15 protein-coding genes are annotated in these 15,444 nt (G+C 44.6%); 10 read left to right on the plus strand and 5 right to left on the minus strand.

The features are described 5' to 3' along the window. Positions 1-5 precede the first annotated feature (5 nt). The 5 genes from B2248_RS02745 to B2248_RS02765 are packed head-to-tail and all read right to left on the minus strand — an operon-like array spanning position 6 to position 6,252. Entirely contained in the window at positions 6-3,647 is a 3,642-nt protein-coding gene (locus tag B2248_RS02745; RefSeq protein WP_273178911.1) for a pilus assembly protein, read from the minus strand. Positions 3,648-3,651: 4 nt separating this feature from the next. Then, positions 3,652-4,176 (minus strand): pilus assembly PilX family protein, encoded by a 525-nt coding sequence (locus B2248_RS02750; protein WP_007144581.1) that lies wholly within the window; start codon positions 4,174-4,176, stop codon positions 3,652-3,654. Then, on the minus strand, positions 4,173-5,264 hold the full coding sequence (locus tag B2248_RS02755; protein WP_273178908.1) for a PilW family protein: 1,092 nt from the start codon (positions 5,262-5,264) through the stop codon (positions 4,173-4,175). The genes B2248_RS02750 and B2248_RS02755 overlap by 4 nt, the downstream gene beginning before the upstream one ends. Beyond that, positions 5,261-5,722 (minus strand): type IV pilus modification protein PilV, encoded by a 462-nt coding sequence (pilV, locus tag B2248_RS02760; protein WP_007144583.1) that lies wholly within the window; start codon positions 5,720-5,722, stop codon positions 5,261-5,263. Before pilV ends, B2248_RS02755 begins: the two co-directional genes overlap by 4 nt. Further along, a complete protein-coding gene (locus B2248_RS02765) occupies positions 5,719-6,252 on the minus strand; it encodes a GspH/FimT family pseudopilin (RefSeq protein WP_273178906.1) in 534 nt (177 codons plus the stop codon). The genes pilV and B2248_RS02765 overlap by 4 nt, the downstream gene beginning before the upstream one ends. Before the next feature lie 289 nt (positions 6,253-6,541). On the opposite strand from B2248_RS02765, the gene flgB reads away from it, so the two are divergent. From flgB to flgK, 10 genes are all read left to right on the plus strand, one after another. Beyond that, positions 6,542-6,946, plus strand: a complete 405-nt coding sequence (gene flgB / locus B2248_RS02770) for a flagellar basal body rod protein FlgB (RefSeq protein WP_007144586.1) — start codon at positions 6,542-6,544, stop codon at positions 6,944-6,946. Positions 6,947-6,951: 5 nt separating this feature from the next. Beyond that, positions 6,952-7,365 (plus strand): flagellar basal body rod protein FlgC, encoded by a 414-nt coding sequence (flgC, locus tag B2248_RS02775; protein WP_007144587.1) that lies wholly within the window; start codon positions 6,952-6,954, stop codon positions 7,363-7,365. A gap of 13 nt (positions 7,366-7,378) precedes the next feature. Beyond that, positions 7,379-8,056 (plus strand): flagellar hook assembly protein FlgD, encoded by a 678-nt coding sequence (locus tag B2248_RS02780; protein WP_273178902.1) that lies wholly within the window; start codon positions 7,379-7,381, stop codon positions 8,054-8,056. A gap of 11 nt (positions 8,057-8,067) precedes the next feature. Next, positions 8,068-9,423 (plus strand): flagellar hook protein FlgE, encoded by a 1,356-nt coding sequence (flgE, locus tag B2248_RS02785; protein ID WP_007144589.1) that lies wholly within the window; start codon positions 8,068-8,070, stop codon positions 9,421-9,423. 52 nt (positions 9,424-9,475) lie between these two features. Beyond that, the gene (gene flgF / locus B2248_RS02790) at positions 9,476-10,219 is read left to right on the plus strand and encodes a flagellar basal-body rod protein FlgF (RefSeq protein WP_273178901.1); all 744 of its coding nucleotides are present in this window, start codon (positions 9,476-9,478) and stop codon (positions 10,217-10,219) included. 47 nt (positions 10,220-10,266) lie between these two features. After that, on the plus strand, positions 10,267-11,052 hold the full coding sequence (gene flgG / locus B2248_RS02795; protein ID WP_007144591.1) for a flagellar basal-body rod protein FlgG: 786 nt from the start codon (positions 10,267-10,269) through the stop codon (positions 11,050-11,052). Between the two features lie 133 nt (positions 11,053-11,185). Next, a complete protein-coding gene (locus B2248_RS02800) occupies positions 11,186-11,893 on the plus strand; it encodes a flagellar basal body L-ring protein FlgH (protein ID WP_007144592.1) in 708 nt (235 codons plus the stop codon). A 12-nt stretch (positions 11,894-11,905) separates the two neighbouring features. Next, positions 11,906-12,997 (plus strand): flagellar basal body P-ring protein FlgI, encoded by a 1,092-nt coding sequence (locus tag B2248_RS02805; protein ID WP_007144593.1) that lies wholly within the window; start codon positions 11,906-11,908, stop codon positions 12,995-12,997. A gap of 2 nt (positions 12,998-12,999) precedes the next feature. Further along, positions 13,000-13,974 carry a flagellar assembly peptidoglycan hydrolase FlgJ gene (gene flgJ, locus B2248_RS02810; protein ID WP_273178898.1) on the plus strand — a complete coding sequence of 325 codons (975 nt, stop codon included), beginning with the start codon at positions 13,000-13,002 and terminating at the stop codon, positions 13,972-13,974. A gap of 27 nt (positions 13,975-14,001) precedes the next feature. Next, positions 14,002-15,438, plus strand: coding sequence for a flagellar hook-associated protein FlgK (gene flgK / locus B2248_RS02815; protein ID WP_007144595.1), 1,437 nt, complete (start codon positions 14,002-14,004; stop codon positions 15,436-15,438). The last annotated feature ends 6 nt before the right edge of the window (positions 15,439-15,444 follow it).

Genomic DNA, 15,444 nt, shown 5'->3' on the forward strand with positions numbered 1-15,444 from the left:
TGTCCTTAATCAGTCAGTTGAATCCAAGATCGCCTTCCTATCGCATCCTCACTTGAAGACTCTTCTTCTAAAATAAGCTCACCTGTCTCGGCATCACTCATAAATTTCACTTCAGTGGAGCCAGAACCAGGAACACGTCTGCTGATTTTAGGTGGCGAAATGATACTGTCATAGCCTTTACCTGCGACAACTGGCACCTCGGTATCTGGCTCACCGTCACCATCAGTATCTACATAGAGATCATTTGCATCAATCACACCATCGCCATTGATATCCAGCGGCTGATAGTTCAGAGGTAGTCCCGTGTAATAGTCTAATTCCATTAACCAACTACTACCACCAAAATCACATGCATCTTCTGATGGAACAAGTGACGTAAAGATCACTTTTTCATCTCGGATAATGGCTTCAGAAACTTGTCTTTCACCACTATTTTCACCTGATGATGTACTGACTAAGTCAACATACCAGCCTCGGTCATCAGTGTTAGCTGTACCCCAGTTAATGATTTTATCTGATTCTGAGGCCGATATTGTCCGATAATTCGTGCCTAGAATCGTAAATTCAGCCATTGCTCGTTTATTGAGTTGAGCCCGAGAAAATGCATAACGTGTATAGGAGGATGTATCAGTATCATATACTCTCGGATCCCAAATAGCATAAAAACTCTGTGTAACTTGATCAACTGGAGTATTGTCGCCAACTTCAAAATATTTACCGGTACCAAATAAAAGTAAATAGCCATTTTTTTCGCTATGAAGCTCTACTTTAATTGGTGTTGTAATTGGTTGAATGTTGTCTTTGTTACAGCTTGTCCCGAAACACGCCGAGTATAAGGGCAGTGGCTTATTGGTATCCGCATCTCTGTATGTAAAGTCCCAGTCATTCTTATTATTGCTACCAATTTCAATGCTCCAAACATTACCAAACATATCACCGGCATAAATCAGATCGGTGGTGCCATCCTGGTTTGTGTCGATAGCTGTCGGCGTGGCGATTCCATTTGGTCTAAACTGTTCGGTTGGATCCTCATTTTTGCCTGTTTGTGTATCAAACTTACGAATCAGGCTACCGGTTTCTAAATCTACGATATAGATATAACCATTGCCATCATCACTGTCATGGCTTGCATTATTTGCACTGCCATCAGCGTCATTATCAAAAGTATTGTTGTACCCACCACTAAATAAGGCCGCCCATTTACCGTTGTTCAAACGAACAATATTTGCTTGTCCCATGGTGTATCCCATATCGGGATCATTCTTATCGGTAAATTCCCACAACACTTTTTTAGCTGATTCTGTTTCGTTTGAAAATGCTGAAGGATCCGTAATATCTAAGGCAAAGTAACCTTGACCTCCCGCGCCAAGACCTGAAACAAGTACTGTATGCCAACTGCCATCAAAAAAGGCATCTACCACAGTTGGACTGGCATCAACGTAATATTTGTGTGAGTAGCTGGGGGATGATAATTCTTTCAAGTTGTCATAGACACTATTCGGGACATAGGCAAACTTTTCTACTCCAGAATCAGCATCAAACGCATGCAACATCCCATCATTCGCCCCTACATAAATCATAGCGGTTCGGTTCAGATAGGTGCTGACAAACTCAGAATATAGGACAGAATCTTCTGGCTCATCATCTTCTGATCTATTGCCCCATTGATCGTAATAATCTGATCTAGGAGGACCAAGTAACACAGGAGAGGAATTAATAATATCGCCAAGTAATTTAGTTCGTGTTCTATAGATACCCTCAGATTTACTCTGTTCTTTCGATTGGTTACCACGCAGATAATTCAATACATCTTCGCTGCCTAATGATAATTTTTGACTAGAATTCAATGCATCCCAGTCAAATGCATAACCATTATTACCATCAGAGGTGAATATCACACGTTGATTAGCGCTTGGAATTTTATTAGCAGCATCCCACAATGCTGAAGGTAATAATTGTCCATCGTCATCAAAGCCAAACGCTAGTAGTCGTCCTGTCCAGTCGCCACTGTTAAAACGGGCTTGATAGACTTTACTGTCACTAGTTATGGCACCCGAGTTAACGGCAACAGCAGCGGAGGACGAAGTTCTCGATGTGATATTTTGTAAAATGCCAGCAAGTGATTCGGCAAACTCATCAGGATCAGCAGCACTGAAAAAATTACCATGACTATTGACTGCAGCATGCCATAAGTCATCTATTTTTGCTGGGTTTGAACTTCCCGGGTCAGGCCATGATTTGGTCGGAGGGGTGGCTGAAAGCGCGGCTAAATCATTCTCTGGGTCGAGTGAGCCTTTGACCCCGAGCCCCACAGTGAATGTGACCATGTGTTGCCAAAATGCTGGATCTTCCGTGTTGGTTGGTACTTCATTTTCTAAGTCTGTCCGAAGATCCCGTTTCCAGTAGTGCATGGCTGTATCAGCCAGTGTATTTGACCATGAATCAGAGAAAGGGGGAGATGCAATGTACGTATAATCGTCATCATTGGGACCACTGATGGTGGTGCCGTTGCTATTATCGACATTTCCAAGCCCAGGGCTGCCGCCATTCCAGTAGCCATCTGTAGTAAGAATATGATAGCTCTGACGACAAGTCAGGTGAGCAGAGGAGTCATCAGTACCTGGGTTAGCTCCCCATGGTCCTCTGTTGTCGGTTCTTTCGTAATATTGGCCTACACTGGCCGCAGCTGATCTGAGAGGTGTCCCGTAATTGTTAATCACATGATCGTAGAGGTTATCGTAAAATGCGGTCCTGTTTGCACCGCTAAATTTTCTGACGCCTCTGATCAGGGCTCTGTTACTGCTGACACCATCGATAGTGCGACTACCCTCGTTTATTGCAGCAAAACCGACACGGGAATTTTCAGATTGGGTGGCAAATGCTCGGCCTACACCAGCACGAGCTGTCAAAATTCGTGAGCGGTAATATTGAAACCAGTTAGCAAAGTTTTGTATTTCTTCATCACGTGTTCGAGTCGTACCGTTTGGACTGGTGAATGTTGCACTGGCTGAAGTGGAGTCGGTAATTCTTACTCGTGTATAGCGAGAGCGATCTAATCGCAATGCCTCTGAGTCAGAAGCGCTGCCATTGTATTTGTAGTATGTGATGGGCCAAAAACTATGGTTACCATTGCATGGGTCACCATAAGCACTACTGAGGCTACTGCCATGTTTGAACCAGCATGAGTATTGTGTTTGTTGAGTTTTTAAGTTGATACTTCCACGTGAAGGATCGGCCGGATTATATAGCGCAGCTGATGGATTCGCATTCCCCATACTCGTGCCGTCAGCCTTACTCCAAGGCACATAAGTCACATCTGGATTGTAGAAGACTGCGTTATTGACAGATGAGCGTGAAAAGAAGTTATGGACATTATCGTCATCAAAGTTTGGTACCTGGTTACTGTAGGTAACACCACCATAAAGACTGGACGGTCTAGGGAACAGGTAATTCGCATAATGTAAATTCTCATCAGGCATGACCTCCCATTGCATTGAACCTGAATCATCAAGTGTAAACATGATATTCGGTGCAACCACACCACCGAGATAGAGTGGCACATTACTGATGTTGAGATTAGCTGCTGAAGATGTCAGCGAGTAAATACCCAATAATACGAGCGCTGTGAAAGAGGATAATTTATTCATATTTTTACCTCATACGAACGACAGACTGTAAAAGGACCACGGATTGCACTGAGCCACCCACACCGCGGGCAGTAACGCGGTAGAACTTAGCACCACCTTGTTGCTGGTCTCGAGGCTTATTACCGTTACTATTTCCGGGTTTTATAATTTCTTCAATGACATAACGTGGTGGGCTGACAGCACCTTGTGGTTGGGTGGCGGCTGTGCCATTTGCAGTCCACCAGGCGGCGTTACGTTGAAGCCACCAAGGGGTCGCATCTGTGCCGACAGGATCCATTGATTGTTTGGTCCAACACCCGGGGGCACCAGTATCGGAACAAATTGGCAGATTAACCCAGTTTAAGACGGTACCTTCACCAGCTCGTAACGCCACTTCAGCTGCTTTAAACGCTATATCTCTGTCAATTTGATTAGATGCCATTTTTTCTTCCATGACACCTGTACGCATGGCAAAGATTCCTATCATGGTCAGCAATAACAGCATAATGAGACTGACAATCAAGGCCGCACCTGATTGTTGAGTTTTCATAATATACGGTTCCTGAGCGTTATTGTTTTGGTAAAGACTTGCCTCAACCTGCCGTCATCTGGGGTGATGACATTGCCCTCGAGGGTATAGGTGCCATCCCCTAATGCCACATTATCATTTTGTTGAGGGTCAATATTGATCATGACTAAGGATATGCGAACACTGATAATCTGCTCCCAGTCAGCCACTGCATTTGCTTTGACATATTGGTCTACACTACCGTTATTGCTGGTATCGACACCATACTCCACCTGCATCTGTTCAACACCTTCGATAAGTACATCTGGATTTTTTCCCAGCACCATCTGATAAAGAGAAGGGTAATTACTGGGGCCATTTCGAATAAAAAAAGTATGTGTAGTGATGGTATTTAACCAGCCCTGACTTAGGCCAGATAGTCCCAAGTCAACTCTACTATTTCCAGGTGTACCGATACCTGTTTCATGTTGAAGATTGCCGTCTACTGAGGGATCATTGGTCACCTGAAAAATCACGCTATTATTGCAGTCAGAAGCAATCACGATGTTAGCACACTCACCAGGCTTTGCTTCTGTCGCCGGATCGCAGTCATCCAGAGGATTATTCTGTGGAATTTTAACCGGAGCAGAGGGGCCTAAACTGCTATCGAAATGACTCACTTCAATAAAGACATTGCTCACTGTACGTAAGGTAAATACATCACTACCTGCTATCGCTTGATTGATTCCAGCAGGTAATGCGGGAGACCAGCCACCGTTGTTATCTGCTTCGTGGCCTAAGACTGGGGCACCACCTATGTCCCAGAAATAATTATTTGCCGTGTTCAGATTATTGACTAGGCTTCTACCTGTACCCCCTGAATTTCTTCCTGTAGCCCCTCTATTCCCTGTAGGGATAGAGTTACAACCGACGTAACCGGCGCGGTCTAAAAGCGATGAAATGTGATGAATTGCATAGCGTCCATCTTCTTGCATGCGCGCTTTCATATCTTGTACACGATAGGTTTGACGCGTACTAACGAATAACTCTATTACCCCAGCAATCAGTAAAAGGCCTATGACGAGTGCCACCATCAATTCGACGAGAGAAAACCCTTTTTCTTTATTCATATCGCACTTTCCAGAACCATTGTCGAGGTCGCATAGTCACCATAATTAGTATTCTCATCACCAATTTGAATATCTGACCATCTCACCGTGATCGTACAAATGAAGGGCTGGTTCACAAGAAAGTTGCCACACACAATTTGTCCTTCACCTGCAGGAAGATAGGCTGCTAAAGCCGCTCGCCATTCTCGAACATCCGTATCAGAAACACTATTGCCAGCTGGCGTTGCCCCATTAAAAAGGATGTCATAGTTTTTTGCATAGGCTGCCGTGGTATTGGCTTTCATGCGCTCTAGTATGCTGCCAGCAAGAATATTAGCTTGGGTTTTGAGGCCTGCGGTTGAGTTGGCCTTGAGGGTGGTGACTTGTAAATGTGCCATACCAAGTAAACCTATAGCTAAGACAAATACTGCCACCATAACTTCCAGTAAGGTAAAGCCGGTTTGTTGACGTCTCATCATGGGCAAACATTCCCGATAGAAATTCTGCTACTACCTGACTGGTTCACGGTAATAATTCTTTCATTGCTGCCTGTCGAGCAAAAAGTGATATTGCCATTTGGGAAACCTAGTGTGGATAGAATTTCACCTGTCGGCATAAACCGAAATCCACTGCCTGTATTTCCGGCAGTGACTGACGTAACATTGTCCAAGGCATTTTGTTGGGAAAGAAAGCAGTCTTGATTCTCTGCACAAACGGCCCCAACATCTCCCAGCGACTCATTAGCATCCCAGTCAGTAAAAACATTCCAGCCACTACTCCAGTCACCATTGATAACAGGTAGCATGGTGACTTGGATGCCTCTTCTGATGGCTTCGCTGCGTGCCAGTTGCATGGTGCCCATAAAGTCATTTGCTGTGGTGATAAGGCGGTGGTCTCGAATCATCTGTGAAAAACTCGGCGCAGCAATAGCTAATATGATGGCGGCGACCGCGAGAGTTACCATCAATTCAACTAGAGTAAATCCTTGATTAAATTTGTCTTTTACCACTTTATTCAGCCCTCTCCATGGGATCGGTTTTAGCCTTATTTATTTTCTCAGTCAAGTTTCAATCAATAGACTTTGTGGGGCTCGTCTCATATTTGAAAAAAAACTGTGAATACCAGTCATATCGTCGTTTTTAGTGTAACAACAAGGCGGCAATAGGGGGAAATCTTTGCCGCTAATTTCGACCGCTACATTGCCGAACTCATGGTGACTTATCGGCAATTCATACAGTTAGTTTAGTTGGCACGTTAAATGCTCAATGACAATTGTAAATGAGGATGGAGGCGTATAAATGCCGATTAATTTTGATAGTGCAATTGGAATTCATGCTGATGCATTACGTGTGCGTTCACAGCGTGCTGAGCTACTTGCCACCAATATGGCCAATGCCGATACGCCTAATTATAAAGCCCAAGATATTGATTTTAGGGAAGCTTTGAATAATGCTATGACCGGTTCAGCGCCTGGTCAATTAAACACGACTAATCAAAAACACTATTCCACAAACCCGGAATCTAATGGTTTGATGGGACCGATTCAATACCGGGTAGCAACACAGGATTCTTTAGATGGCAATAGTGTCGATGAAGAAGTGGAGCAGGCACAATTTATGCAGAATGCTGTTCAGTATCAGGCCAGCCTGCAATTTTTGGGTGGTAAGTTCAACTCGCTGACACGGGCACTGAAAGGAGAATAGGCACTATGTCGTTATTTAATATTTTTGATATTGCCGGAAGCGGTATGAGTGCTCAGTCTCTACGTCTGAATACAACGGCAAGTAATCTCGCCAACGTCGATAGTGTCAGCAGTAGCATTAATCAGACGTATAAAGCCAGACAACCTGTGTTTGCAACCGTGTTGGATAATGCTCAAGAAGGTTATAAGCAGGGCGCTGTTCAAGTTCAGGGCATTGTCGAAAGTCAGGCTCCTGTCAGGCAGGAATATAACCCGAGCCACCCAATGGCAAATGAAGATGGCTATATTTTCCACTCAAATGTGGATCCGATTACCGAAATGGCAAATATGATGTCCGCGTCACGTTCCTATCAAAACAACGTTGAAATCGCGAATACCTCAAAACAATTGCTGTTAAGAACATTACAGTTAGGGCAATAAGGAGGGGTGAGAGATGGCTGTGAGCGGAATTAACGATAACAACCCGTATGCATTCTTGAACTCGACTAGTTCAACAGAAGAAAAAAATAAAGATGCTGGCACACTGGGGATGGAAGATTTTATGTCCCTGATGACAACGCAGTTAAAGTATCAGGATCCGATGAATCCCATGGAAAATGGTGATTTTCTTGGGCAAATAGCGTCTTTTGCTCAGGTAACAGGCTTATCTGACTTGCAGGATTCTTTTTCTACTTTTGCCAATTCGATGCAATCTAATCAGGCATTGCAGGGATCCTCATTAGTTGGGCGAACAGTGCTAATCCCCTCATCAATAGGTAACTTAACAGCAACAGATGGTTTATCCGGTCGGATAAATGTTGCCGATCCTGTTACAGATTTGAAAGTGAAAATTTATGACGAGGCGGGTGTTGTAGTACGCACTATCGACATGGGCGCAGCCTCAGGTTATACCGATTTCACCTGGGATGGTTTTGATGATAATGGTGAAGCTTTGCCGGAAGGTGTTTATCAGTTTAAAGCCTCAGGTACGGTTGATGGCTCTAATACAGCTTTTGCTACCGGCGTTTTGGCTCAGGTGTCGAGTGTTTCAATCAGTTCGACCGATGGGTTGATAGTGAATCTGGCCGGAATTGGTTCGGCGTCATTTAGTGAAGTTGTTGAAATTCTTTAGGAGAATATCTTATGTCATTTAGCACAGCTTTAAGTGGTTTGAATGCGGCAACAGCCGATCTAAACGTCAAATCCAACAATATTGCTAACGTCAACACGACCGGCTTTAAGATGTCTCGTGCAGAGTTTGGTGACGTTTTTGCCGTTTCAGCCTTTGGCTCAACCAATCAAACAGCGATTGGTAGTGGTGCCGTATTACAAAATGTGGCTCAGCAGTTTAACCAAGGCAATCTTGAGTTCACGGATAATTCGTTAGATTTGGCGATAAGTGGACAAGGCTTTTTTGCCTTAGCTCCCGAACTGGACAGTGGTGAGGTTATTTACACTCGGGCAGGTGAGTTCGGTGTTGATAAAGACGGATATATTGTCTCAAATGAAGGTTGGTATCTAAGAACTTTCCCTGTGGATGAGCAAGGCAACATTTCAGCAACCAGTATGAATGCGACATCGCCTATTCAATTACCGGCTTCTGTTGGTGCGCCTGAAGCGACTACAGAGTTGAAAATTGCCACCAATTTACCCTCTACATCTGATGGGATTATTGATAGTGGTACTGGGGGGATTTTGGCCATCGACCCAACCGACGATACAACCTACAGTTATACAACCTCAGCAACAATTTATGATTCACTCGGTAATGAACATATCGTGACTACCTATTACCAGCATATCGATGAAGCGGCATTAGATGGCGGTGTCCCTGTAGGTGATAACCAATGGCAAATGGCTGTTTACGTTGATGGTGGTGAAGTCAAAGGTGGTACGGATGGGGTTCCCTACGCTCTAGAAACAGATGCCCGTATTAGTTTTAATGCTGATGGTACATTGAATCAGGTTGATGCTGATCCAAGTACTGCAGGTATTGATCCCATTGCTCTCACGTTCACTGATGGTGGGGCGACTGAGTGGATGAGTGGTGCCGAAACGCAAACAATTACACTATCGCTTAACGGCTCAACCCAGAACTCTGGCAGTTTTAATGTGGGGGCTCTCACTGTTAATGGTTTCCCAACTGGTCGTCTGACTGGGGTGGATGTGAGTGAAGAAGGCTTAATCAGAGCTAACTATAGTAATGGTCAAGCGATCCCTATCGGGAAAATTGCTATGGGCAACTTTGCTAATCCTCAGGCGCTGAATAAAATTGGTAGTACTGCCTGGAAAGAAACCACAGATTCTGGCCCGGTCATTGCAGGAGAAGCTGCAACAGGTAGTTTTGGTCAAATTCAGGCGGGTGCATTAGAAACATCCAATGTCGATTTGACGGCTGAGCTAGTGGGACTGATTACTGCACAACGTAACTTCCAGGCTAACTCAAAAGCGATCGAGACAAATAACGCCATTACTCAGACCATTATCAACCTGCGATAACGTTTTTCTTTAAAAGTGCGCTGTCTCTGACAGCGCATTGAGGGCAGAAATAATGGACCGTAGCTTATATATCGCTATGAACGGGGCTCAACAGACTATGTTGGCCCAAGCAGCTAACGCCAATAATTTGGCAAATGTGAATACCACTGGTTTTCGGGCGGACTTTGAACAATTCAGAAGTATGCCGGTATTTGGCGAAGGTTTACCTAGCCGTGTTTATTCGATGTTGGAGCGACCACAAACCGATTATCAAACCGGTTCTATTCAATCTACCGGTCGCGATCTGGATATTTCTGTTCAAGGCGAAGGTTTCATTGCTGTGCAAGGTAAAGACGGACGTGAAGGATATACCCGCGCCGGTGATTTACATGTTACTGAAGCTGGACAGTTGGTGACAGGTACCGGACTTGCCGTGATGGGTGAGGGTGGGCCGATAGCTATTCCCCCATCCCAAACAATTGATATCGGCAGTGATGGAACGATTTCTATCCGCCCCATAGGGGAAGCGGCAAATGCTCTTGCCGTATTAGACCGGATTAAATTAGTCAAACCAGATTTGCAACAAGTGTTTAAGGATTCAGATGGCCTTATGCGGATGCAGGATGGTTCTGAAGCACCATTAGATGCGACAGTCACAGTTGCCTCCGGTACTTTAGAGGGCAGTAATGTCAATGCGGTAGGCGCTCTGGTGAATATGATCGAGTTGCAGAGACAGTATGAAATGCAAGTCAAAATGATGGATACAACACAAGAAAATAGTGCAGCATCGGCACGTTTAATGCAGATAAGTACTTAGGCAATTAGCGTTAACACGACGATTGCATAAGACTTCAGGAGACGATTATGAATCAGGCTTTGTGGATTGCCAAAACTGGCCTAGATGCCCAGCAAACACGTATGTCAGTTATTTCCAATAATCTGGCTAACGTTAATACAACCGGGTTTAAACAAGACCGAGCGGTGTTTGAAGATTTGTTATATCAAACAATAAGACAGCCAGGGGCACAATCTTCAACAAGTACACAACTGCCATCAGGCTTGATGATTGGTACAGGTGTCAGAACGGTTGCGACGGAAAAATTACATACTCAAGGTAATATTATCCAAACTGAACAAGCATTGGACATTGCCATTAATGGCCGAGGCTTTTTTCAGATTTTAATGCCAGATGGAACGCTGTCTTATACACGTGATGGTACGTTTCAACTTAACTCTGATGGTCAGGTTGTGATGTCGAATGGTAACCCCTTAGAGCCAGCTATTACGATTCCAGCAGATGCACAAAGTATTACGGTAGGGTCTGATGGTACGGTAAGTGTGACTCAGCCTGGTACGGCGACACCAACGATTGTCGGCAATATTGAGTTAGCCGACTTTGTGAATCCGACGGGTTTGCAACCAATAGGTGAAAATTTGTTTCAGGAAACCGGAGCAAGTGGCACCCCCATTACCGGTACACCTGGGTTGGATGGTTTTGGTCAGACCGTTGGCGGAGCTCTGGAAACATCGAATGTTAATGTAGTAACAGAGCTGATCAATATGATTGAAACTCAGCGTGCGTATGAAATGAATTCAAAAGCCATTTCTACATCTGATCAAATGCTGCAGTACGCCAGTCAGAACCTTTAGTCATAGCTTCGGGCTACTTGTTGTCCCCCACCAAGTAGCCCTTTTCTTTTTCACCTTCTTGGTTTTTCATTTTTTTTGGCATGAACTCTGCTTCACTTTCTAGGTGAAGTACGTATTTTTTCGGAGTGTCAAAATGAAGACAATTGCCCCATTTTTAGTGTTTATTGCTGTGGCAATGTTAACCGGCTGCTACAACAATGAGGTTAAACGAGACCCTGCCTTTGCTGCGGTACGTCCAGCTCCGATTGAGCCACAAGATAATTATGACGGTGCCATTTTTGACGCACGCAATAATATTTCCCTGTTTGAAGATTATCGTGCGAGACGCGTAGGCGATATTTTGACAGTGAAACTAGAAGAAAAAACTGACGCTGAGAAAGAGACAGAAACAACGGTCGATAAGTCGAATAACAATTCAATTGATAATCCAACCTTGTTTGGAACAACACCACAATTTAATCTCCCCGGCCAACTACCGTTAGCTAATACAAAAGACAACAATTTAGCCTTTGGCGTAAATTCAACCAGTAAATTTAAAGGTGCCGGCGATAGTGATCAGAATAATAAATTGACCGGCAATATTAGTGTATCGGTGGTTGAAGTATTACCCAATGGCAACATGGTCATTCGAGGTGAGCGAGTGATTACCATAAATCAAGGTAATGAATACATACGTTTGTCAGGGATGATTAGTCCAAGAGATATCGAGGCAGATAATTCTATTTCGTCTATTCGCATTGCCGATGCTCAGATTTCTTATGTGGGGGATGGCCCGACTAATGATGCCAATGTGATGGGCTGGTTAAGTCGATTCTTTGTTAGCGCATTGATGCCTTTTTAAAGGGTAAAAGTTATGAAGTTCAGAGTATTTATTGCATTCGCATTATTAGTGAGTTCAGGCCTTGCCTGCGCCGAACGGGTTAAAGATCTGGCCTCCATTGCTGGCGTGCGTAGTAACCAATTAATTGGTTATGGATTGGTGGTGGGTCTCAATGGCACGGGCGATAAGACAAAGTTCACCGGACAAAGCCTAAGAAACATGTTAGTGGAGATGGGTATTAATATCCCACCGGGCACTGACCCTAAAAGTAAAAACGTGGCGGCCGTGTCTGTACATGCCGATTTACCGCCGTTTGTTAAGCCCGGTCAAACCATTGATATTACTGTTTCTTCATTGGGTGATGCCAAGAGTCTTCGTGGTGGCAGTTTATTAATGACCCCATTAAAAGGGGCTGATGGACAAATCTATGCTATGGCACAAGGTAATCTGATTGTTGGTGGCTTTGGTGCTGATGCTGCTGATGGCTCACGGTTAACGGTCAATATTCCGAGTGCGGGTCGGGTACCTAACGGTGCGACGGTTGAGCGAGCAGTCAGAAATGCATTGAATGTGGGGGATTCTATTATTCTGAATCTACACAGTCCCGATTTCACCACGGCCAGTCGATTAAGTGATGCCATTAACCATACATTAGGCAAAAATACGGCGTTTTCGATGGATGCGTCTTCGGTCAAAGTGAACGCGCCGCGCGATCCTAATCAGCGTGTTCCATTTATGTCCTTAATCGAGAATTTAGAGTTGAATCCAGGTGAAGCACCTGCCAGAGTTGTGGTGAACTCACGTAGTGGCACGATTGTCATCGGGCAGCATGTGCGGGTGAGCCCTGCTGCTGTAACGCATGGTAATTTATCGGTCACTATCTCTGCTAACCCAGAAGTCAGTCAGCCAGAACCTTTTTCGCAAGGACAGACTGTCGTAACACCTAACTACAATATTAATATTACTGAAGAAAATAGCCGGATGTTTGTCTTTAATCCGGGTGTATCGCTGGATGAAATTGTACGTGCGGTGAATCAGGTTGGCGCGGCGCCTGGTGACTTAGTGGCTATCCTTGAAGCATTGAAGCAGGCCGGGGCACTTAAGGCTGACTTAGTGGTTATTTAGTTATGGCTTATGAGTCGAATATTGCCCGTTCAGCGGTTGATTTTCATGGTTTGAATCAACTACGTGAACAAGCGGTAAAAGATGTTGATAGTCAGCAAACCTTGAAGCAGGTTGCTGGTCAGTTTGAGTCATTATTTATCAATATGATGCTGAAGTCGATGCGTCAGGCAAGTCTAGGTGACGGGGTATTTGACTCATCCCAAAGCAAAATGTATCAGGATATGGCCGACCAACAACTTGCTTCTGATCTATCTACGCGTGGTGGGCTCGGACTACAGGAAGCAATTATCCAACAGTTGGGGAGTTATCAGCTCCAGTCAGCTCAGCCAGCCAAAACGGGCCAGAGCTATAGTTACGACACAGTAACGATAAGACCTGCTCTTGCTAAAAAAGTAAACGAGCTGATGTTAAAGCAGATACGTGATATTCACGCTGAAAACATCGACACAGATTCGACAACAGAATTGAAAGATATTGGTGCCGTGGTCTTTGACTCACCTCAAGATTTTGTAAAAACACTCTGGCCATATGCACAACAGGCTGCAGATAAAATTGGTGTTGCACCTGAGGTAATTTTATCTCAAGCCGCTTTAGAAACAGGCTGGGGCAAGTATGTTCTCAAAGATAAGGCTGGAGAAACAAGTTTCAATCTCTTCAATATCAAGGCTGGTAAAAGTTGGACTGGTGATAGTGTCAGTAAAGTGGCACTCGAATATCGTGATGGTAAGGCTTATAACGAAGCGTCTCAGTTCCGCTCTTATGAGTCATATCAGGATAGTTTCAATGACTATATTGAGTTTCTGCAAACTCAGCCTCGCTACCGTGATGCATTAAAACACACGGGTAATGCTGATGCCTTTGTTGAACAATTGCAAAAAGCCGGCTTTGCAACCGACCCTAATTATTCCGACAAAATTAAACGTATTATGAATAGTGACATTCTGGCACGAATTTCGCTGGAGTCAGACCATGCATAATCACGCTGACGAGTTAAGGAGCATGCCATGAGTCTGCTAGGGATTGGGACATCGGCATTATTAACGGCCCAAGGTAATTTATCGACGACCAGTCATAACATTAGTAATGTTAATACTGAGGGTTACACACGCCAGCGTGCTGACCAAGCGACACGTACGCCTGATTATAAAGGGGATATCTATTTTGGTACGGGTGTTCAGATAACGTCCGTCGAACGCGTATATGACACGTTTCTCGCGAGTCAGGTCAGAACTTATACAGCGCAGGAAGCCGCCCAGAGAAGCTATCTCAGTTATTCTCAACAGGTGGATGATCTGCTTGGCTCAGAAGACTTGGGCTTGAGTACAGGTATCAGTCAATTCTTCAATGCGGTGAATGAGGTAGCAAACGATCCGACATCGATTGCTGCCAGACAATTAATGCTGACTCGTGGTGAGTTGCTAGCGAATCGTTTTAATACCATGGATTCACAGCTGACTCAGCTGGATGAGCAAGTGGATTACGATATTACTGTTGCTGTAGATGACATCAATAATTTATCGAAAAGTATTGCCGAGCTAAATGCTGCGATCACTGCCGCTAGTGGTGCTGGTGGTACGCCAAATGATCTGATGGATAAGCGTGACAAACTGATTACGGATCTTTCAGAGATCGTCTCAGTGAATGTGATCGAACAGTCGAATGGTACGACAAATATTTTGATTGGTAATGGGCAAGCCTTAGTCGCTGGTACGAAAAGTATGACTCTGACTACGGTGACCGATACCTCCACGACCCCACCAAGATTAGGCATTGGCTATGGTGATAGCAGTACTAATATCACCAGTCAATTATCAGGAGGCACCTTAGGCGGAGCTTTGGAGTTTCGTGACACGATTATCGATGATGTCAGGGCTGAACTTGATGTGTTGGCTCAAGCGGTGGTGGAAGGCTTTAATGCTGTCCATAACAATACAACCAATATTGCCAATGGTGGGCAGGGATCGGTTGATTTAGATGGTAATGATGGCGGCGACTTCTTTGATCCGGCAAATATTACCGCCGCCACTATTTCAGTGGCAATAAGCGATCCTCGTGCCATTGCCGCCTCATCAAAGTTTGATGCGGCAACAGGCACTGTGAATATTTCTGGCTCAGGTAATAATGAAAACGCATTAGCCTTGGCTAACTTAGAGACAGATAAAACATTAGTCACTATCGCGCCTGGTGTGACTCGTTCGCTATCAGAAGGTTATGCCGTGTTGGTTTCAGATGTGGCCACACGTACACAGCAAGCGGAAGCCAGTCAGGAAACACAACTTGCGTTGTTACAACAAACAGAACAGCGCTTTGATGCGGTTGGTGGAGTTAATCTGGATGAAGAAGCTGCACAGCTCATCAAGTTCCAGCAAGCCTATCAGGCTGCTTCTCAGATTATTATCGTGTCCAACACGATTTTTGATTCGCTGATTAATGCTGTTTAGGAGATT

Origin of the sequence: Methylophaga sp. UBA2012 (genome assembly GCF_002335235.1) — a bacterium.
Lineage (GTDB): Bacteria > Pseudomonadota > Gammaproteobacteria > Nitrosococcales > Methylophagaceae > Methylophaga > Methylophaga thalassica.

Coding starts and splice junctions, on each gene's coding strand:
- B2248_RS02750 (WP_007144581.1), bottom strand. CDS start 4,176: ATGAAAACTCAACAATCAGGTGCGGCCTTGATTGTCAGTCTCATTATG.
- flgJ (WP_273178898.1), top strand. CDS start 13,000: ATGGCTTATGAGTCGAATATTGCCCGTTCAGCGGTTGATTTTCATGGT.
- B2248_RS02805 (WP_007144593.1), top strand. CDS start 11,906: ATGAAGTTCAGAGTATTTATTGCATTCGCATTATTAGTGAGTTCAGGC.
- flgG (WP_007144591.1), top strand. CDS start 10,267: ATGAATCAGGCTTTGTGGATTGCCAAAACTGGCCTAGATGCCCAGCAA.
- B2248_RS02800 (WP_007144592.1), top strand. CDS start 11,186: ATGAAGACAATTGCCCCATTTTTAGTGTTTATTGCTGTGGCAATGTTA.
- B2248_RS02745 (WP_273178911.1), bottom strand. CDS start 3,647: ATGAATAAATTATCCTCTTTCACAGCGCTCGTATTATTGGGTATTTAC.
- flgB (WP_007144586.1), top strand. CDS start 6,542: ATGCCGATTAATTTTGATAGTGCAATTGGAATTCATGCTGATGCATTA.
- B2248_RS02755 (WP_273178908.1), bottom strand. CDS start 5,264: ATGAATAAAGAAAAAGGGTTTTCTCTCGTCGAATTGATGGTGGCACTC.
- flgF (WP_273178901.1), top strand. CDS start 9,476: ATGGACCGTAGCTTATATATCGCTATGAACGGGGCTCAACAGACTATG.
- flgE (WP_007144589.1), top strand. CDS start 8,068: ATGTCATTTAGCACAGCTTTAAGTGGTTTGAATGCGGCAACAGCCGAT.
- pilV (WP_007144583.1), bottom strand. CDS start 5,722: ATGATGAGACGTCAACAAACCGGCTTTACCTTACTGGAAGTTATGGTG.
- flgC (WP_007144587.1), top strand. CDS start 6,952: ATGTCGTTATTTAATATTTTTGATATTGCCGGAAGCGGTATGAGTGCT.
- B2248_RS02780 (WP_273178902.1), top strand. CDS start 7,379: ATGGCTGTGAGCGGAATTAACGATAACAACCCGTATGCATTCTTGAAC.
- flgK (WP_007144595.1), top strand. CDS start 14,002: ATGAGTCTGCTAGGGATTGGGACATCGGCATTATTAACGGCCCAAGGT.